16 protein-coding genes are annotated in these 18,943 nt (G+C 51.9%); 7 read left to right on the top strand and 9 right to left on the bottom strand.

From position 1 onward, the window contains the following. Positions 1-139 precede the first annotated feature (139 nt). Positions 140-1,900 (top strand): ABC-F family ATP-binding cassette domain-containing protein, encoded by a 1,761-nt coding sequence (locus tag ACYP03_RS07625; RefSeq protein WP_459779122.1) that lies wholly within the window; start codon positions 140-142, stop codon positions 1,898-1,900. 107 nt (positions 1,901-2,007) lie between these two features. Here ACYP03_RS07625 and ACYP03_RS07620 read toward each other — a convergent pair whose 3' ends face one another. Next, complete coding sequence (locus ACYP03_RS07620) at positions 2,008-2,784, bottom strand: bestrophin-like domain (protein ID WP_248141953.1); 777 nt, start codon at positions 2,782-2,784, stop codon at positions 2,008-2,010. Positions 2,785-3,076: 292 nt separating this feature from the next. Beyond that, on the bottom strand, positions 3,077-4,654 hold the full coding sequence (locus ACYP03_RS07615; RefSeq protein WP_459779121.1) for an alkaline phosphatase: 1,578 nt from the start codon (positions 4,652-4,654) through the stop codon (positions 3,077-3,079). Between the two features lie 332 nt (positions 4,655-4,986). Between ACYP03_RS07615 and ACYP03_RS07610 the strand changes: the two genes are divergently transcribed. From ACYP03_RS07610 to ACYP03_RS07600, 3 genes are all read left to right on the top strand, one after another. Continuing rightward, a complete protein-coding gene (locus ACYP03_RS07610) occupies positions 4,987-5,979 on the top strand; it encodes a CobW family GTP-binding protein (protein WP_459779120.1) in 993 nt (330 codons plus the stop codon). Positions 5,980-6,044: 65 nt separating this feature from the next. Next, on the top strand, positions 6,045-7,427 hold the full coding sequence (locus tag ACYP03_RS07605) for a TldD/PmbA family protein (RefSeq protein ID WP_459779118.1): 1,383 nt from the start codon (positions 6,045-6,047) through the stop codon (positions 7,425-7,427). Next, positions 7,427-8,767, top strand: a complete 1,341-nt coding sequence (locus tag ACYP03_RS07600) for a TldD/PmbA family protein (RefSeq protein WP_459779117.1) — start codon at positions 7,427-7,429, stop codon at positions 8,765-8,767. Before ACYP03_RS07605 ends, ACYP03_RS07600 begins: the two co-directional genes overlap by 1 nt. 67 nt (positions 8,768-8,834) lie before the next feature. Here ACYP03_RS07600 and ACYP03_RS07595 read toward each other — a convergent pair whose 3' ends face one another. The 3 genes from ACYP03_RS07595 to ACYP03_RS07585 all read right to left on the bottom strand — a co-directional run bounded on the left by ACYP03_RS07595 (position 8,835) and on the right by ACYP03_RS07585 (position 10,269). Then, the gene (locus ACYP03_RS07595) at positions 8,835-9,083 is read right to left on the bottom strand and encodes a hypothetical protein (RefSeq protein ID WP_248141948.1); all 249 of its coding nucleotides are present in this window, start codon (positions 9,081-9,083) and stop codon (positions 8,835-8,837) included. A gap of 74 nt (positions 9,084-9,157) precedes the next feature. After that, entirely contained in the window at positions 9,158-9,607 is a 450-nt protein-coding gene (locus ACYP03_RS07590) for an acyl-CoA thioesterase (RefSeq protein ID WP_459779116.1), read from the bottom strand. 134 nt (positions 9,608-9,741) lie between these two features. Further along, positions 9,742-10,269 (bottom strand): CbrC family protein, encoded by a 528-nt coding sequence (locus ACYP03_RS07585; protein WP_248141946.1) that lies wholly within the window; start codon positions 10,267-10,269, stop codon positions 9,742-9,744. 462 nt (positions 10,270-10,731) lie between these two features. Here ACYP03_RS07585 and ACYP03_RS07580 point away from each other — a divergent pair, with 462 nt between their 5' ends. After that, positions 10,732-11,805 carry a Preprotein translocase subunit SecY gene (locus ACYP03_RS07580; protein WP_459779179.1) on the top strand — a complete coding sequence of 358 codons (1,074 nt, stop codon included), beginning with the start codon at positions 10,732-10,734 and terminating at the stop codon, positions 11,803-11,805. A 93-nt stretch (positions 11,806-11,898) separates the two neighbouring features. Here ACYP03_RS07580 and ACYP03_RS07575 read toward each other — a convergent pair whose 3' ends face one another. The 3 genes from ACYP03_RS07575 to hppD form a co-directional block, all read right to left on the bottom strand. Then, on the bottom strand, positions 11,899-13,545 hold the full coding sequence (locus ACYP03_RS07575; RefSeq protein ID WP_459779115.1) for a hypothetical protein: 1,647 nt from the start codon (positions 13,543-13,545) through the stop codon (positions 11,899-11,901). A 183-nt stretch (positions 13,546-13,728) separates the two neighbouring features. Continuing rightward, the gene (locus ACYP03_RS07570; protein ID WP_459779114.1) at positions 13,729-15,189 is read right to left on the bottom strand and encodes a hypothetical protein; all 1,461 of its coding nucleotides are present in this window, start codon (positions 15,187-15,189) and stop codon (positions 13,729-13,731) included. A gap of 163 nt (positions 15,190-15,352) precedes the next feature. Next, complete coding sequence (gene hppD / locus ACYP03_RS07565; protein WP_459779113.1) at positions 15,353-16,423, bottom strand: 4-hydroxyphenylpyruvate dioxygenase; 1,071 nt, start codon at positions 16,421-16,423, stop codon at positions 15,353-15,355. A 459-nt stretch (positions 16,424-16,882) separates the two neighbouring features. Between hppD and ACYP03_RS07560 the strand changes: the two genes are divergently transcribed. Both ACYP03_RS07560 and ACYP03_RS07555 read left to right on the top strand, forming a co-directional pair. Beyond that, positions 16,883-17,845, top strand: a complete 963-nt coding sequence (locus tag ACYP03_RS07560) for a CHAD domain-containing protein (protein WP_459779112.1) — start codon at positions 16,883-16,885, stop codon at positions 17,843-17,845. Between the two features lie 138 nt (positions 17,846-17,983). Beyond that, positions 17,984-18,331: a hypothetical protein gene (locus ACYP03_RS07555; protein WP_330960310.1), complete on the top strand. Its 348-nt coding sequence runs from the start codon at positions 17,984-17,986 to the stop codon at positions 18,329-18,331. A 70-nt stretch (positions 18,332-18,401) separates the two neighbouring features. On the opposite strand, the gene ACYP03_RS07550 is transcribed toward ACYP03_RS07555, so the two are convergent. Then, positions 18,402-18,884: a glutathione peroxidase gene (locus ACYP03_RS07550; protein ID WP_248141939.1), complete on the bottom strand. Its 483-nt coding sequence runs from the start codon at positions 18,882-18,884 to the stop codon at positions 18,402-18,404. Between the last annotated feature and the right edge of the window lie 59 nt (positions 18,885-18,943).

The raw sequence follows: 18,943 nt of genomic DNA, 5'->3' as shown, positions 1-18,943 counted from the left end.
ATCGCGCTGCGATAATCTCGACTTGAGCGAAATATTTACGACCGACTTGTAGCGTCAACCCGAGTTTTTTCCCTCATGCTCGAAGAATTATTGTCAGCTTTGACAACGGCCTTTTGCGCCCAAAATTCTTGAGAACATAATGAGTACTTTTTTAACTGCACAATCCCTGACTCTTTCCTATTCCTCCGCGTCACTTTTTAAAGACCTGAGCCTGACCATTCACCGCGGCGATAAAATCGGCCTGATCGGTCATAACGGCTGCGGCAAAAGCTCGCTGTTAAAGCTGCTCGACGGACAACTGGAGGCCAGTCACGGACAGATTGCAAAAGCCAATTCCTGCCTGATGCGCTATGTGGAACAGCACATTCCGCACGCCTTGCAGGCCGCAACGGTGCTCTCCGCGCTGTCAGAAATGCTGACGGAAGATGAGTACTGGCGGGCAGAACTGCTGCTGGATGAACTCGGCTTCAGTCCTTCGGAATGGCACATGCCCGTCGCCCACTGCAGCGGCGGCCAGCAGATGCGATTGCTGCTGGCACGCGCCATCATCCACCAGCCGGATTTACTGTTGCTGGATGAGCCAAGCAACCATCTGGATTTACCTGCCTTACTCTGGCTGGAGCAATTTTTATCCTCCTGGAGAGGCGCGTTCATCCTGGTGTCCCACGATCAAACCTTGCTGGATGCGGTCACCAACACCACCTGGGTCATGCGCGATCAGGCGCTGCATCATTTTGCCTTGCCTTGTTCGCTGGCCCGGGCCGCCCTGAAAGAAAAAGATGAAGCGGACAGGCTGCGGCATCTCAGCGAACAAAAAGAGATCGACCGGATTGCCAAAAGTGCAAAACGGCTCGCGACTTGGGGCAAGGTTTATGACAACGAAGACCTGGCCCGCAAAGCAAAAACGATGCTGGCGAGAAAGGAGCGCTTAGAGGAGGAACAGACAGAACTGAGTGAAGGTACGCCCTGGACACTCACCCTTCAGGGGGAAGCAATGCCGGCAAACCGGCTGGTTAAAATTACGCCATTTTCGGTCAAATCCCTGGCGGTGAAATCAGCAGCCGAAACCGGGCCGGATCAAGTCACCTTGTTTGAAATCGGCGATATGCGCATCAAAAGTGGTGACCGCATTGCAGTCATTGGCAGCAATGGCTGTGGTAAATCGACCCTGCTCAACCAGCTGTACAACAGCTATCAGGCATCGGAAGACTCACAAAGCACACCACAAGCGGTGACTTTTCACGATCGCTGCCGGTTAGGTTACTACGACCAAACCCAGCAGCAGCTCCGCGATCAGGACACTATCAGTGATGCCTTGTTGTCTTTCGGTTCACTCAGTACAGAACAGTGTAAACGAGCGCTGATCAGTGCCGGTTTTGCGTATGTAAGACACCAGCAAACCGTGGCATCACTCAGTGGCGGTGAACGGGCTCGCCTGCTGTTTGTCGGGCTCACGTTAGCCCGATACCATTTACTGTTTCTGGATGAGCCGACCAACCACCTCGACATGGAAGGCAAAGAAGCGCTGATTGAGACCCTGAATCAGTTTGAAGGTGCAACCTTACTGGTGAGCCACGACCGCAGCCTGATTGAGCAAAGCTGTAACCGGTTCTGGCTGATTCAGCATGGCGTGCTGACGGAATATCTGTCTCCTGAAGCGGTGTATCAGCAACTGTCGTCTCAGCCATCACAGCCTGCTGTTCATGCTGAACCGGGTGAAACCGGTGCGGAACCGTCTGAAACCGGCACAGCAATGAGTGACGAAGAACAGCTGCTGGACCGGCTGATCACACTGGAAACCTTGCTGGAAGAGGATCTGAACCGGCGGCCAAAGCATCAGAAGCCACACCTGCAACAACAGTGGCGGGCTGAAATCGCCCGGCTCAATACCCTGATCTAAAGCACCTTGATCTAAAAAGATAAGCAGCCCCGGGGCAAGTGGAGATTGCCCCGGATTGATGACGAGAACTGGCTTTGACGCCTCACCGATTATTTCTTCCCTACCGGCTATTCCGTACCCATGCTGCTCCGGAGATCAATCATCGACTGCTGGCTGACAATAATGAGGCCTTTCTGAGGACGATTGAGATCAACAACCAGCGTCACCAGGACAGCAAAAGCGAGCACTAAAGGGATCACGGCAATCAGCCTCCGGTTCCCGGTGTAACCTACCTGAGTCCCCAGCGCGATCATGGCAAGAGCTGTGATTGCAGCCAACGCAATCCAGATACTGAGCGGAATCCGGTTCCGCAATGCAGCCGTCACCCTTTTTTCATGCATATCAATCACTTCATTTGTAGCCTGGACCATCAGTGATGTCATGGGGCTTGGATTTTCGATGGCAGCGGAAGAGACCTCTTTCCATAAAAGACGATGGATTTCAGTAGATTTTTCTAAGGCCAGGTTGATGTCACTGCCTTGGACGGCATTCAGGCGAATATCGACATATTCTCTTAAGAGCCGTCTCACCGCTGTGGCAGATTTTTCATCCAGCAAATCGGCTCTTAAATAGGCAGTACCAATAATATTGGCTTCTTCGAGCACATTATTCCGTCTGAGCTCGTGCTGAGAAGATGCAATCGAAAAGGTAAAGGCAAGCACAAAAGCCAGCATGCCCAGTAACCCGCCAACCATTGATCCCAGTGTACTGGGGGCAGCCTTGTCCTTCCGCATATGGGCGTGGTAGCCAAACTGAAAACCTATTTCGCAGAAAATCAGCATGAACAGCGCAATGCCGATAAAGATCAGAGAGATAGGCAAAGATTCTAAAAAACCGACTTTCATATACCACCCCGGTCACTTCAGCTGTTGAATACCTGACGACCACCGCTCGCGTCCGTCAGCCACTGAGTCAGCCACACTTTTAATTAAGCATATGTCGCAAATGCCATAAAGGAAGCACAGTCACTGAGAACCTGATAAATAGGTGCTGTGAGCGCGGAAACCACAAATAAGGAAAGGTGGACGGGTTGGTGATGCAAAATAAAAAACGGCCCTGAGGACAAAGGGCCGTTTCAATCTTTGATGGTGATGTATGCAGTTAAACTGACCTGAGGTCTGAATCCTCAGCAGATCCTTACTTCACCATACCTTTGATGTACTCACCCAGTTCGGAGTGATGCATGATCTTCGAGACCGGAATAATCTCTTTCATCGGACCCCAGGCAAAGACGTTCACAGGCGTATGCGTGTGCGTCCCTGTACCCCAAACGGTGTTTTGTGCTGTTGCCTGTTCACGTGCCAGCAAGTTTCCGCGATCGTTGTACGGGAAGTAAGCATCAAAATCATTGATTGCCGGGACTTCTTCAACAGACAGGTAACTGTGGTTGTCGTGACGGTATGGATTTGGCTTGGTCGTCAGCACGTCTGCTGCCTGAGCAACAGTGATTGGAAAATCGCTGTTTTCATTGACGATTTCAGCCAGTTTCTCCGGAGTTTGCTGGGCTTGATTCAACCCGTCAAACTCAGCGAACATGGTCGCGTAGCTCATCTTCTGGTTGTACAAACCATCCAGGATTTCGAACTTACCAAAGTTGAAATTCGGAGCATAAGCTTGCTTCTGGAAAGCTTTCCCTGAACGTTTTTCAGGTTGCGGCAACCCTTGTGAAGAATAACTGAAGCCGAATGAACCGGTTTCATGGTCAGCAGTGACAATGATTAAGGTATCATCACGACCTTTCGCCCACTGATACACCGAATTGACCGCTTCATCGAACTTGATCATTTCATGCAGCATGGTGCCGGCATCATTACTGTGACCCGCCCAGTCAATCTGGCCGCCTTCAACCATCAGGAAAAAGCCGTCTTTATCTTTAGAAAGCAGATTAATTGCTTTCTCTGTCATTTCTTTCAGTGTTGGTTGTGTCCGTTTCGGGTCGTTTTTAGAATTGCTGTAAGCAATCCCATCATTCATGCCTGAATCAGAAAACAAACCCAGCAGCTTATTTCCATGCGCTTCTTCCAGCATGTCTTTATTAAATGCCAGGCTGTAACCATCGCTTTTTGCTTCCGTCAGCAGGTTACGCTCATCTTTACGCTTGGATTTCAGCTTCACGTCGCCATGTGTCAGTGTCTGCAGGGCTTGATACGTCGCACCTTTGTCATTGACTGACTGAGGAATCCAGTGACGCAGACCGCCGGACAGCATCACATCCGCGCCGGTTGCGAGCATGTCGGAAGCAATGTCGTTTTCAAGAGAACGGTGTGGCTGATGAGCCGCGAATGCTGCAGGCGTGGCATGCGTCAGGCGGGTATCTGAAACCAGACCGGTCGCTTTCCCAAGACGCTTCGCTTTTTCAAGCACGGTTTCAACCGTGTTGCCTTGGGCGTCGATACCAATCACTTCTGAAGCGGTATACACCCCGGTCGCCAGCATAGTTGCTGAACAAGCTGAATCGACAACAATGGCTTCGCCCGGATTCGTCATTGAAGCGCCGATGACCCCTTCCTGAGCGAGTTTATACAAGGCCGTGGTTTCACCCTTGTACACTGAATGTGGCGCATTTTTCGCGTAGGTTTCCAGCAAGCCGACTTGCTGTGGTCCCATACCGTCACCAATCATTAAGATGACGTTTTTAATTTCTGCCGATAATGCTGAAAAAGAGATTGTAGAAGTTGCAGCGGCTAAAATAAGAGGTTTGACTATATGTTTCATCTTGGTACCCAAATATAAATGCGGCGCCAGTTAAACAATCTTTTTTGACGTTTTTATTGCAGCAATAAAAAGGTTTTATTGACGCAATCAATCACAATACCCCATTCATCATTGAAATCTGCGAGTATTGATGAGCAGAAAAGTGATTCGAAATCGTTGTTTACTCAGTCATCACCGGTCAGCTTCTGCCTGGCGTCACCGGGCGCTTTATTCTGTTCAATTCATATTTCAACGGCGAGACATTTGATCCAAGTCATGGATTCCCCTTCATTTCCCGCCCCGCCATGCAGTATGATGGCTGTCACTTAGTTCTGCGGTAAGACGGATATACAATGACCATCAGCAAACCTATCCCGACCAATATCATCACCGGCTTTCTGGGCGCCGGAAAAACCACGGCAATCCTGTCTCTCCTGGCACGCAAGCCAGCCGATGAAAAATGGGCCATTCTGATTAATGAATTTGGCAATGTCGGCGTAGACGGCGCAATGCTGGATCAGCAGGGTGCGATCGTGAAAGAGGTACCGGGCGGTTGTATGTGCTGTGTGGCTGGACTGCCAATGTCTGTCGGCATCAATGCCCTGCTGGCACAAAATCCGGACCGCCTGCTGCTGGAGCCAACCGGACTGGGCCACCCGAAAGAGATCATCAATAAGCTGACCTCAGACAGTTATGCGAAATATATTGATCTGAAAGCGACCATTACGCTGGTTGACCCAAGACAGTTTTCAGACAGTCTCTATACCGACAACCAGAATTTTCAGGACCAGATTGCGCTGGCCGATGTCCTGGTCGCCAACAAAATTGATGCCTGCTCAGACTACGATCTGCTGATGTTCGAGCAATACGCGAATGAATGCGAGCCCGCCAAACAGACCCTTGCACAGGTGAAGCAGGGACAGCTGGATTTATCGCTGCTGGAAGTGCCCCGCATTCAACGTCAGGCCGCGCACAGCCATCACCATGATCACAGCAGTGACGATGCTGCGCCGCTGCCGGGTCTTGAACTGGCACCGGGCGAAACCTTTGTGCGCAGAGAAAACCACGGACAGGGCTACCACAGCTGCGGCTGGTTCTTCGCCACCGATTTAGTGTTCGACTTCTCACAACTCTTTACCCTGTTTACCAACCTGAACGCACAACGGGTCAAAGCCGTGGTGAACACTGGACGGGGATGTTTTGCATTCAACGTCGTGAATCAGGTAGTCTCGGTGAACGAACTCACACTGGAAGGGTTTGAGTCCCGCATTGAAGTCATCGACAAAGACATCCTGCCCTGGGATGAGCTGGAAGAGATCTTATGCTCTTTGGCTAAAAAAGCCTGATTACTGCTATTGTTAATCAATGATTTGGGATCAACTTGCCACCTGAATTTACGCAAGGAGCAATTATGCTAAACCCATCAACGGCGAAAGCCGTCATCGACCATGCGCTGTTTCTCGGCGCAGATTTCGCCGAACTGTTCGTCGAGCACCACCAGTCGGGCTCTGTCGAGTTCAATGCAGGTGATGTCGATAAAATTAACGGCGGTATCGACTTTGGTATCGGTATCCGTTTGTTCTTCGGTCATAAAGTACTGTACGGCTACACCAACAGTACCGAAGAAGAGGAACTCAAGCGGGTCACCAGCCTGCTGGCGGCTAAAGACAGCCGCGACCAGATTGCTCAGGCTGCCGCACTGAACTTTACCCGACTGGCCGACCGCCATCCGGTGCATCAGCCTTTGTCTCAGGATGCCAATCTGGAAGCGAAAATTGCTTTCCTGCGCGCCACCGACAAAGCAGCCCGTGCGGAAAACGACAAAATCGCTCAGTTCATTGGCCGCATTCTGCAACGCCAACAGCAAATTGAAATTTTCAACTCCAACGGCCTGCACATTGGCGATACCCGCCATTACACCCGAATTGCGGCAACTGCTGTGGCACAAAACGGCAGTGAACAGTCCACCGGTTTCGAAGCACCGGGCGCGCTGACCGGCTGGGAATTCAATACCAGCATTGACCCGACTGGCCTGGGCCAACAAGTAGCGAAACAAGCGATGATCAAGCTGACGGCAGAGAACTGTCCGTCCGGCGAAATGCCCGTGATCATCGGCAACGGTTTCGGCGGCGTGATTTTCCACGAAGCCTGCGGCCACTTGCTGGAAACGACTTCTGTTGCCAAAAAAGCCTCGGTATTCCATGACCAGATGGGTGAAATAATTGCCAGTCCTGTGGTCAGTGCTGTCGATGACGGCACCATGGAAAATGAGTGGGGCTCCATCAACATTGACGACGAGGGCATGGCCACTCAGCGGACTCAGCTGATCAAAGACGGGAAGCTCACCAGCTTCATGGTGGATCAGATGGGCGCGAAGAAAACCGGCTTTGCGCCGACAGGTTCCGGCCGTCGTGAGTCTTACAAATTCGCGCCGACTTCCCGGATGCGCAATACCTTCATTGAAGCGGGCGACAGCAGCCTGGATGAGATGATTGCCAGTGTCGAGAAAGGTATTTTCGCCAAGAAAATGGGCGGCGGTTCAGTCCAGCCGGGAACAGGCGAATTCAATTTTGCGGTGCAGGAAGCTTATCTGATCGAAAACGGCAAAATTACCCGTCCGCTGAAATCAGCCACCCTGATCAGCACCGGTCCGAAAGTCCTGAAAGAGATCAGTATGGTCGGACAGGATTTCGAACTGGCCGCCGGCATGTGCGGCTCGGTCAGTGGCTCGGTTCCGACAACAGTTGGACAGCCGGCGCTGAAAGTAGACAACATTCTGGTGGGAGGTAACTGATGGCGGATCAACAAACCCTGCAACACGCCATGGAACAAGTGCTGGAACTGGCTACAGCAGCCGGTGCAGAAGCGGATGTCCTGGCCAGCAACAGCCATAACCTGTCGCTGAAAGCCAACAACGGCGAGCTGGACGAGTACAAAGTCACGTCCGGTCAGGTGATTGGTGTTCGCGTCGCCAAAGACGACAAAGTAGCCACCAGCTATTCCGAATCGCTGCATCCGGACAGTCTGAAGCTCATGGTAGAACAGGCGCTGCAAAGTGCTCAGTACACCAAAGCCGACGCACATCAGCGCATTCAGGCGGAAAACAGCCGTTTGACGACCACTCATCCGGAAATTTATCAGCAGGATGATGCGGAGATTGATCAGAAGATTGCTCTGTCACTGTCTCTGGAACAAGGTGTGATCGGCAAAGGTGCGAAAAGTGCGCCCTACAATGGTTTTGGCGAGTCCGACAGCCTGAGTCTGCTGGCAAACACCCGTGGCAGCTTCTGTCAGCACAGAGAGCGTTCCACGTACTGCTATACCTATGCGCTGATCGATCAGGACGGCAAACAGGCCATGCATGGCGGCATGTCATCCGGACGCCGTTTTGCCGAGCTGGACCCGCAGTACTGCATCAGCCACGGCGTTGAAACCGCGATGGCCCTGTTAGACGGCGGCCCGATTGCAACCGGCAAGTATGCGGTCATCTTTAACCTGAGCGAGCTCAGCAGTTTGTTCGGCGCGTTCGGCATGTGCCTGTCCGGCCAGTCGGCCATGAAAGGCATCAACCCATGGCGTGACTCACGGCATCAGCAGGTGGCCAGCCCGCTCCTCACCGTCAGCGATATGGCTTACATGGAAGGCGGTTCTGCCATCAAAGCGTTCGACAGCGAAGGCTTCGCGACGCAGGACACCATTTTAATTGGTGAAGGCCAGCTGCAAAGCCTGCTGCATAACAGCCATACGGCCAGTTATTTCGGCATTGCCAATACGGCCAACGCCTCCCGTTCTGCGAAAGGTGGTCTGGGTGTGGCGTCGCGTCATCTGATGATTGCTGAAGGTCAGAGTTCCGAGGCCGAAGTCACCGCAGGTGAATATCTGGAACTGGTCGAGTTGCAGGGCGTTCATTCCGGTGCTGATGCGATCAGCGGCGATTTCTCCTTCGGCGCCAGCGGCTTCCTGTGCCGCGACGGCAAACGCATTCAGCCGGTCCGGGGCATCACCGTTGCCGGAAACTTCTATCAGATGATCAAAGCCATTGATGCGGTCGGGAATCAGCTGGAGAACGATTATGAGCGCGATTTCTTCGCACCGAAAATTCGTTTTAACAGCCTGAGTATCGCCGGAAAATAAATGCGCTTACCGTCCTCAAAAGCGAGCTTCGGCTCGCTTTTTTTGTTTAGGTAAACAATCGATTATCTCACCCGATAGCTGAATCCGGATCGAGCAGATAATACACATTCACGGATGCTGCGCCGAGCTCGGGATCCAGATATCCCTGAACACTTTCGATGGAGTCGGCTTCCCAGACACACTGGCAGCAGTGGTTGTCTTTATCGAGTAATGCCGTCCGGAGATGCAGCCCTTCCGGCGGCTGTCCCAGTGCTGACCCAGCCTTTTGTGAGAACAGCTCGACGTCCGTAATATTGTGTTCCGTCGCGATAAACATGCAAAATTCCTCAGTCAGCTCCTTACCTGAGTATAGGAGCTGAGCACGAGTCTTCCTGTCTGGTCTGTCGTCGCTTATGCGCTGGCAGGCAGTTCTTTGCGGGCCTCAATGGCCTCGATGGTTTCGCGGAGCTTTGGAGAAATGCTGGCTTTGGTGTTGTTTTTGAAATCAAACATCACCACCAATGCAGTCCCGCGCGTGGTCACCGCACCCATTTTTTTACTGAAGATCTCGTATTCCATGGTGAAGCGATCGTCTTCGATCCGGGTGACTTTCGAGCCGACCAGCAGAGTATCCGGGTAAGTGACCGGCAAGCGGTAGCGGGCGCTGGTTTCACCGAGTACAGGTCCGACACCTGTATCTTTCATGTCGTCCATCAAAGCGGCTTCTTGGAAGTAATCCAGTCGCGCGGTCTCGAAATAACGGAAATAAACCACGTTGTTCACATGATTCAGGGCATCCATTTCACCCCAGGCAACAGGAATTTCAGTGATCACCGGGTACTGCTGAAGAATTGCGTCCATCTTGATTCCTCAAGGATAAGGTTAGAGTTTTTAATCTAACCTTTCCGCAACATAACCACAACATCCGGCCTCAGAAATGAGAAGTCAGTGAGTGACGACGCATCAGGACGCCGTTCGGGCAACACGCGCAGTATTTACAGAAAATCCATCCCGTAAAGGATTTCGCCGCAGTGACGACATTTGAATTTGTAAACAGCCGGGTTTCCGCCCTTCTCGTACGTACTCAGAATATCCTGCCAGATTTCCGCTTTCAGCAGATGGCGGCTCAAAAACGCCTGCAGGGCCTGTCCGCTGAGCGCTTTCAGTTCCTCGGGTTCAGCAAAGCCATGAAATTCGCAGGCGTCTCCGCAATGATCCAGCCAGACTTCCTGCTGCCAGGACTGATAACCCGGCGTGCGCTGGCAGACCTCGGCGATCACATCGCGGTTCAGGCCCGCGCCGTCCAGCGGAAAGTCATCAGAGTAATACGCTTTAAATGCCTTGGCAGCCGAACCGTCAGCAATACACCAAGGGCACAGCCACTCGATATCACGCTGAGAATAAATACTGCCACTGTACAGGTATCCACGCGCCTCACCACAGCAGTCGCAAACTTTCATGCTTTTCACGACGGCACCGGTTGCCAGTGGATCCGGATGATATGTGAATTTCGGAAGTGTCACTATTTGTATCCTTTGTCAAACCGATGGCTTTGCAGAGCCATTCTCATCGTTTCACACCAAAGCAAACAAGAAACCTTGGCATCAATCCAATGCGGCGAATATGCGACAGAATTTAGCCACACATGAGGGTTCTGACAGAGTGGATGAGAAAATCCGAAGCGTGATCACTTTATCGACAATCGTATCATAATGACCGGGTCCCCTCCGGGTTCGTCCGGCGCACAGCAATCTCCGGGTGGATAAGCTTTCACCAGTTATGACAAGCCTGTGCAAATTTCCGGCTCAAGGCCTGAATTCCCGGTAATTTCATACGGTCTGACTGCTTTTTTCCGGTATCCTTGCCCGCCAATCGATAACGAATGTGCCGGGCTCACAGCCCAGCCAAAGAAAAACGCACTTATGGTTTCAGACAACGCAATTCCCGGGAGAAGCAATATCCGCTTTCCGAAAGGCCGTTTTGCCATGTGGACGGTGTACAGCTTTACCGGCGCCTCAATCTTGGCTTCAATCATTTTTTCGCTCTTGCTGTTTTTATCTATCGACGAGAACCCGGTCATGCAGGTGCTCTTTGGTGGACTGGCGGTCATTTTCGAACTGGGTAAATTCTTTGCCTGGTATGAATTTGGCGAGCGACGCGCCAGACGCAGCTACACCGGTGCGGCCTCTGCTTTTGCTTTCTATTCCGTGCTGGCCGCAATTTCTATCGGCGGCTCCGTGGGCGGTATCCAGAGTGCGACCAATCAGGCACAAAGCCATGTCAGCGTTCAGCAAAGCAAAATCAATGCTTACAACATGCAGATTGAAGCAATCGAAAAACAGATTGCTCTGAATAACGTGGCTGCGCAGAAATATATCCAGATGGCGCGCATTGCCACCGGGGTCACCCGGATCCAGCATGAAAACAGTAAACTCCGCAAACAGCAGCAGGCGCTGGCCATAGAAAGGGACAACCTGCCCGTCGTCAGCCAGGGATCGGTGCTGGGTCTGATTGACGGTCTGGCCAAGACCCTCAGAGTCAGCGCTGAATCCGCGCAGCTTGGACTGGTGATTTTCCTGTCTGTTTTACTGGATTTCTTTGCTGCTTTCTTTGTCGGGCTGATCGGTGAAGAGCTGCGTTTCCGCCAGAACTTCAACCGCAAGCACGCAATTTATGTCTCGGATACAACGGTGCGGCAATCTGACGCCATGCACAATCAAACATCCGATGAAACCCGTTCGACAAACGCCGTGACTGAAAGCTCAGCCAGTCTGGCAACACTTGCGCTGGAAGCAGCCCACGAGGACCAGCAACAGAAAGAACAGACTGAAGCGGTAAGCCCGCAGTCACCTTATGAGCGTGTCGTCGACGCGCTGACATCCAATGCGGTCAGTTGCTCGAAACGCGCCATCATCCGGGCACTCAAGCTGACCGCAGAAGAAGTCGATGCTGTGTTCCACCAGATGATGCAGGAAGGCATGGTCAGCAAGAAGCCAAACCATCACTTCCAGTGGCACGGCGTTCAGGCCGCAACTGAAGAAGCAACATCGGCAAGCTGATCTCTCTCTGCTCAGGGGCAGTGGACATCAGGGATCGTGAACACGAAAAAGCGGGAGCAAACCTCCCGCTTTTTTTCGTTCTGAAAACGATATTCAGGGAATCAGCAGGGTGGGTTTTGCTTCAATGGACAACGCAAAGTCAATCTCCCAGCTCATGCCATCCATGTTCAGGCGCCCGTCGGGTACCCCGTCCAGACCCGGTTGGCCGGTGTCAGCCACTTCCCATTGCTGCGTTCGCGGATCGGACACATTACTGAAGTTATCCCCTTGCGAAGCATCATCGAGTGTCATGATGTAATGCTTGTTATTGATCAGGGCTGCACCATAGACCCGGACACTATGGCCTCCTTTCCATTCGCCGTTCAGGTCGTACCAACTGAACAGAATCGTGACGGCACGACCTTGCGACAGCTCATTAAAAATCCACTCCCATGTCGGGAAATCGCCTTCTCGCTGTGAGGTCAATCCCCCCATGCTGACCGTTCCATTGTCGCAGTCTGCATTATCGCCCAAAACCATCGAGTTGCTGCCCTGATGACGAAAATGCGCCACATCCAGCGGGCCGGAAACCGGATCGGTCAGATAGCCAAACACGCCGCGGATCAACCCGCAGAAACTCGTGTAGTCGCCACTGTCGAGATCATGCACATTATCCCTGCGGCCATAGCTGTCGATGTTCGCAACCAGACTGTTTTCAGGGTCAGGCGTCCAGATCGTCACATCGCCTGCGGTGCCGATTTTACCGATCCCGCGGATATGTAGCTGAGGCACACGCCAGGCGAGCGGCAGATTGTCATAACGATCTTCCAGATACTGCAGCGCGTTGGCATTGGCGATGGGAATACACTGATTGCGCGCTGAATCCAGATTCGGCTGATCCGCCTGAATGACCTGAACCGGAAAACTCAGATCATCCGGGACTGACGGTGCGGGTAAAACCGGTTGTGGCGGTCTGCCAAGCGACAGCGTATTCGGGATTGACGATGACACCGGATTGACCCTGCCATCCACGTGCCCGGCACCTTCTGCGTTCACAACGGTCGTACGAACCGGGTACATCTGCGGCGGAAACTGAGCCGCAAACTGCACGATATCTGTGATATTCGGTAACGGCTGCGGCGAGAACAGCACTGTCGCTCTGAGGCGCTGTATCTGCCCTGCCCCATCTGTGCCCGGACGTAAGTCGAAATAGACCGTTGCATCCGCATGTTGATTCACGGCCTGGTGATTCACGGTGTGGGTTTGTGAGACATAGCGATCATTTTTCCGGTGATTGTGCCTGATATCACTTTGATCATTGCTATCCCAGACATCGTGACCGGCCCAACCGTGAGGACGATTCCTCTCGAAATCACCTTTCATCTTGTGCTGTTTTCCCGTTGAGGAGGTGGGGCCCGAGACAAATAAGTTATCGACGGACCAGACGGGCGTGCCAGCACTTGAACCGGAATCCGGATATAAGAACACGTTCACGTAACCGGGACCGACAGGTTTACCATAGCGATCAGACAATTGTGCCAGCCTCACTCTGAATTGCCCCCAGTCACTCGCGGCGATGGTGCCAATCTCAAGATCAAACGTGACTTGCTCAAAAGCCACCGTCCTTCTGTCCAGCGGGAAGATCTTTGCCCGATCGGCAGAACCAGACACCCGGGCGTCCGTCGCATAGAAATCATCACCGGCATCTGCTGCAGATGTGAGACCCCATCCAAGCATGAGGGTGAAAAACAGAATCGGCATTTTTTTCATTATGATGCACTCACAGATTCAGATACCTGATTGATCAGCGCAGACCAAAACAGGCATGGTCTGACACCTTGTTAAAGATGCAATGTCATGAGTATAGAAATCTGGATACGAAACTTTTCCGGCAAGTGAGACGGCAGACAACACAACAGAGGTAACCTGCTGAATGGCAGCGTATTAAGGTTTTTGAAACAGCGTCTCAAACAGAAATGGCTCATCGAAATGGCGCTGGCCGATAAACGCCGTCGCATGATGCCCTGACTGACGCTGAGTCCCCGCAGACGGAATCCCGAATGGCCAGAGATAAAAACGTTCTGCACGGACACTTTCAGGTAGCATCCCCTGCTGATCAAACAGGCTCTGATGATGGTTGCCGGACGCCGGCAGACTGCGGAGTTGCTGATACGACAGAACGGTCAACGGCCGGGTCGGGTCATCCGAATTCGACCAGCGCACATCTTTAATCATATGTTCGCCATGGCTCAAAGTGACGGCCAGTTTTCCGGCTGGTTGTCTGGCAGACTCGCCTGACCAAATTCGCAGGGTCACGGGCCACTCCACCGCATTGTCCAGTGAGGCAAATTTGAGTTGCGGCGCCAGGGCAAAGACCATGTGGTAACACCCGCAATGGTGAATACTGTCCATCAGATAGGGCTGCCCGTCCGGGTCGAGCGTCAACCGGAGTAAGACCCCGTCAAATGGTCCTGCATAAAGATCAAACGACGAGCGTGCCGTCCGGTTCGCAAACCAGAGACTGTAGTTGAGCTGCATCAGCGTCTGGCCATAAAAGCGGGTGTAACTCACGTGAGTATAAACAGACGGTGTCCGGGTAATGATACTTGGCTGGCCCGACGTGACATATTTCACCTGTCCGGGAAAGTCATCCCGGGAACGCGTTTCAACCTGAACCTCCGGCGCATAGTATTGAAGCAGCCGCTGCTGTTGCGCCTCCGTCAAAACCGGCCAGTTCAGAGCAGACTGATTGCCTGCCTGTTCAAACCATTGCCGGATTTGTGTACGGCTCAGCGGAGGCTTTTCATGGACCGCATACCGGATCACATCGCTATCGGCAGGCTGAATAAACTGACTGATTAAATGACGTTTCTGTTTGTCGATGGACGGCCTGGCAACATACCGGCTGATCGGGTACAGACCCAGCACCCGCTGCCAGGTGACGTAGTCTGAGGGGAAATCCGGCGGATTCGAGCTCAGTACAGACCAGAACATCGAATGATACTGGCTGTATCTGACCAGCTGTGCGGCACATGATTCCAGCGCCTGTGCCTGATAACCGGCTTTTTGCGGCAGGTTCTGATATTCAGCCTGTCGCTGCATCTTTGCCTGATGCGCAACGTAAGCCAGCCACTGCTGCTGACTGGCGCGAGAGGTCAGCCCGGTCAGCATTGACAGGCTGAACCGGTCAAAAGCAAGATGCGGAAACCTCGGATCCCACACCAGCTGCGCATCTTGTACCCCCTGCGCCTGAACCGTTCGCTTAAACCCGGTGAGCAAATCAAGACAATGGCTCTGCGATTGCGTATAGATTTGTTTCTGGGCCGGTACTGAATCCGGAACCGGCTCGGGCACGGAGGTGCACGCAGTGACCAAAACCAGAAAAAACGCAGCCAGAAAACGCATGATCGTCCCTTTTCGTGAAGCTCTCTTGAGTATAACGAAGTCGCCTCAGGTTGCCCGGCACAGCAGGCTTTGCTCCCCTGAACTCCGGCAGCGCGCCACAGAACAAGGCACATAAAAAAGCCCGCATCTGGCAGCGGGCTTTCTCATTTCATGGCAAATTGAATTAAGCGTTGTCCGGCACCTGAATCACACCGCGGCGGATCTGATCCAGTTCAATCGATTCAAACAGTGCCTGGAAGTTCCCTTCACCAAAGCCTTCATTCCCTTTACGCTGGATAATCTCAAAGAACACAGGACCAATCACAGTGTCCGTAAAGATTTGCAGCAGAATACCGGTTTCGTCACCATCGATCAGAATCTTCAGATCTTTCAGCTTCGCCAGATCTTCCTGATGACCCGGAATACGCTTGTTGACGCCTTCATAATAGGTGTCAGGCGTATCCATAAACTGCATGCCGTGTTTCTTCAGCTGTGCAACCGTCTCCAGAATGTTGTCCGTGCTCAGGGCGATATGCTGGATACCTTCACCGTTGTATTGATCCAGATACTCTGCGATCTGTGACTTGTCATCGCTTGATTCATTAATCGGAATCCGAATCTTACCGCACGGCGCTGTCATCGCACGGGACAGCAGGCCAGTGACTTTCCCTTTGATGTCAAAGTGACGAATTTCACGGAAGTTCGCAATGCGCTCATAGAAACCCGCCCACAGATCCATGTTGCCTTGCTTCACGTTGTGCGTCAGGTGATCCAGGGTATTCAGGCCCGCATCCAGCGTTGCCAGACGCTCTTTGTAGTCCGGATAGTAATCAAAATCGATCTCATAGATATCGTGCTCACCATAGCGGTCGACCAGATAAATCAGCGACTCACCAATCCCGTAAATAGCCGGAATGTTCAGCTCCATCGGACCGGCCTGTGCAGGACAGGCTGTTGCGCCGTTTTCAACTGCATGAGCAAGTGCTGCGTTGGAATCTTTCACACGAAATGCCATCGCATTCACGCTGGCACCGTGCACGCCGGCAAAGCCTGCAGCCTGAGAATGCAGCTCACCATTCACAATGAAGTTGATGTCACCCTGACGGTACAGCCAGACTGATTTATGTTTGTGCTTTGCAATTTCTGCAAAACCCATCAGACGGAACAGGTTTTTGAGGTTGGCAATCCCCTCAGGGGTCGGCGCCGTATATTCAACAAACTCAAAGCCGTCCGTGCCCATAGGATTTTTCATCATTTCACTCATCCGTTTATCCTCACATGTTGATTGCTAGGGTCTGTTGACCTGTTCAGCGATTTCTTACCTATAGAATTAGCACTACTGAGGTCCGGTTGAGAAGCCAGATGTAAAACTAAGGTTAACGTGATGTAAAAACCTTTTGTAAACCCTGCTTGCCAACCCAAAACCGCGTCCGGCTTCCCCTCGCAGAGCAGCATTTGAAAAGGCCGTAAAAACCTGAAACATCATGAAATCAAGCCATGTCATAAAATTGAAAAATAGTGTAGAAAGCTTTACATATGCGTATGCGCCGGAAGACTGGCTTAGCTATGGTTATAAGGCTGATGATCTTTCACGGTCATGATTGCAGTGGGTAACCGGGGTTTTCCCTGAAACGTGACTGTGCCGTGAACCGATCTCATTTCAATACATCAACACCGAAGGAAAAGGTCAGCGGTCCCCGGGGAGAAGATCGTTATGAACATGAATAAAAGGGACAAACTTCGCTTACCTGAACGGAAAAAAAGCCAGGTCAAACTCAAAAAAGAAAGCGCCATTTATCTGCCGACATATCATTTCTTAAAAGGTGAGTTTCACCACGCCCGTCGTCATGAAACCGGGCTGGTCCGGGATGACGATACAGAGTTTCTGCATCAGTACCGTGTGGCTTTGAGACGCTGCCGTGCCATCATTGGTCTGTTAAGCCCGCTGTTTGTCCCAGAACAAAAACTCATGCTGCAAAATGATCTTAAAACCCTGATGCAGAAAACCAATGCCTTGCGGGATCTGGATGTTTACCTGGACAACATGGAGCCCTTTTTTTACGCGCTGGAGCATCAGTATCATCAGGGGTTGACGCTCTTTTTCAATGATCTGCTGGATAAACGCACCCAGGCGTTTCATGACGTCAAAGACTGGCTGAAATCTGACGAATACGAGCAGCAATGTGCGCAAATCGCCGGGCTGATCAATGAGATGGAAAACAACCCGACGCCTGCCGGGAAAAGACTGTGCCTGCCGACAGCACAAAAGCGGATCTGGAAGCGATTCAGTCAAACCCTGTCGTTATGTCAGGCTGTCGGGTACAACCATCCGGACGAACAATTGCATCAGCTCAGAATCTCATGCAAAAAGCTGCGTTATCTGCTGGAGTATTTCGCGCCGCTTTTTCCCGGGAAAGTGATCAAAGAACAAATCAAGCAACTGAAGGCTTTGCAGGAATCTCTGGGGGAGTTCAACGACAGTTCGGTACAAATGACTTTTCTCAGCCAGTATCTGGCACAGCAGAAACCGGAATCAAGACGCCACACTGCGATTTCTCATTTACTGGAATTCAGTGAGAAGCAGCATGCAGACCACAAAATCAGTGTGGTTGATCATGTCAGTCAGTACACGTTTGCGACGCATCAGAAAAGTTACGAAAAGCTGTATCAGCCTTAAACACGACGTCCAAAATGCGCGGTCACACACATTTCATTGCTGCATTCTCATTCATCAGTAGAGGCTGAGAACCCAATCACGCTTTATTTTCAGCACTTTGCTAAAGATTAGATATGGCTTACATGGAAGGAAGTGTGTATGAAAAAAACAATCAAAACCATCCCACTGATTCTCTCAGCGCTGTCTGCACTGGCAGTGACGCCACAAGCAATGGCAAATGATCCCCAGAAAGCATTTATGGATGACTGCCTCCAGACCTATCACAATGAATCACTCTGCCTGGGGTATGCCTTGGGGGTCTTTCATACTGTCTCAGCAATACAGTGTAACCAGCATGACTCGCAACCGCTTCATTCGCTGACTCAGTCCGGCCCGGCAGTTCTCACTGAAGGTGCCAAGCGGGTCCGCCTCTCCATTGAAGCAATGCAGCCTGCACTGAACAAAGCCAGCGCTTGCCATCAGATGCCTCAGGGAAGCTCCAGTTAATCAAACCAGTTCGTTTCACCAGTGACCGGCCCAACAACCACATTGCGTCCGGTCACCCATCGTCCCCCGCTTATCCTTTCAGCGCCGCCTGAATATCCGACTCCAGCGCATCAGGTTTAGTGATCGGAGCATAACGTTTGATCGGTTTTCCGTCTCGCCCAATCAGGAACTTCGTGAAATTCCATTTGATCTTTTTCCCGAACAGACCCGGTAGCGTTTCGGTCAGATAAGCATACATCGGATGACGTTGCGGGCCATTCACCTCAATTTTTTCAAACATCGGGAAACCAACGCCGTAATTGAGTTCGCAGAATTCACTGATTTCATCACCGCTTCCCGGCTCCTGCTGACCAAACTGGTTACAGGGAAAGCCAAGAATCACAAGCCCCTGCTCTCTGTACTTCTCGTACAGGGCCTGTAACCCCTGATATTGCGGCGTAAAGCCACATTGACTGGCCGTGTTAACCACCAGCACCACTTTTCCCTCAAAGGCACGCATCGGCTGCGATTCACCCTGCAGTGTATTGGCCGAAAAATCATAAAATGCTGTCATACGCCGCTCTCCTTATTTGTCAAGATTATCATCCGTTTAGCAAACTTTAGCAAACCGCA

Source organism: Photobacterium sp. R1 (assembly GCF_054600795.1).
Note: the sequence above shows the minus strand (reverse complement) of the source record. Positions and strands in the feature narration are given on the sequence as shown.

Excerpts from the sequence above, each read along its gene's own strand:
- ACYP03_RS07570 (WP_459779114.1), bottom strand. The coding sequence starts at position 15,189 with ATGCGTTTTCTGGCTGCGTTTTTTCTGGTTTTGGTCACTGCGTGCACC.
- ACYP03_RS07580 (WP_459779179.1), top strand. The coding sequence starts at position 10,732 with ATGTGGACGGTGTACAGCTTTACCGGCGCCTCAATCTTGGCTTCAATC.
- ACYP03_RS07620 (WP_248141953.1), bottom strand. The coding sequence starts at position 2,784 with ATGAAAGTCGGTTTTTTAGAATCTTTGCCTATCTCTCTGATCTTTATC.
- ACYP03_RS07595 (WP_248141948.1), bottom strand. The coding sequence starts at position 9,083 with ATGTTTATCGCGACGGAACACAATATTACGGACGTCGAGCTGTTCTCA.
- ACYP03_RS07555 (WP_330960310.1), top strand. The coding sequence starts at position 17,984 with ATGAAAAAAACAATCAAAACCATCCCACTGATTCTCTCAGCGCTGTCT.
- ACYP03_RS07560 (WP_459779112.1), top strand. The coding sequence starts at position 16,883 with ATGAACATGAATAAAAGGGACAAACTTCGCTTACCTGAACGGAAAAAA.
- ACYP03_RS07625 (WP_459779122.1), top strand. The coding sequence starts at position 140 with ATGAGTACTTTTTTAACTGCACAATCCCTGACTCTTTCCTATTCCTCC.
- ACYP03_RS07600 (WP_459779117.1), top strand. The coding sequence starts at position 7,427 with ATGGCGGATCAACAAACCCTGCAACACGCCATGGAACAAGTGCTGGAA.
- ACYP03_RS07610 (WP_459779120.1), top strand. The coding sequence starts at position 4,987 with ATGACCATCAGCAAACCTATCCCGACCAATATCATCACCGGCTTTCTG.
- ACYP03_RS07590 (WP_459779116.1), bottom strand. The coding sequence starts at position 9,607 with ATGGACGCAATTCTTCAGCAGTACCCGGTGATCACTGAAATTCCTGTT.
- hppD (WP_459779113.1), bottom strand. The coding sequence starts at position 16,423 with ATGATGAAAAATCCTATGGGCACGGACGGCTTTGAGTTTGTTGAATAT.
- ACYP03_RS07575 (WP_459779115.1), bottom strand. The coding sequence starts at position 13,545 with ATGCCGATTCTGTTTTTCACCCTCATGCTTGGATGGGGTCTCACATCT.
- ACYP03_RS07605 (WP_459779118.1), top strand. The coding sequence starts at position 6,045 with ATGCTAAACCCATCAACGGCGAAAGCCGTCATCGACCATGCGCTGTTT.
- ACYP03_RS07550 (WP_248141939.1), bottom strand. The coding sequence starts at position 18,884 with ATGACAGCATTTTATGATTTTTCGGCCAATACACTGCAGGGTGAATCG.
- ACYP03_RS07615 (WP_459779121.1), bottom strand. The coding sequence starts at position 4,654 with ATGAAACATATAGTCAAACCTCTTATTTTAGCCGCTGCAACTTCTACA.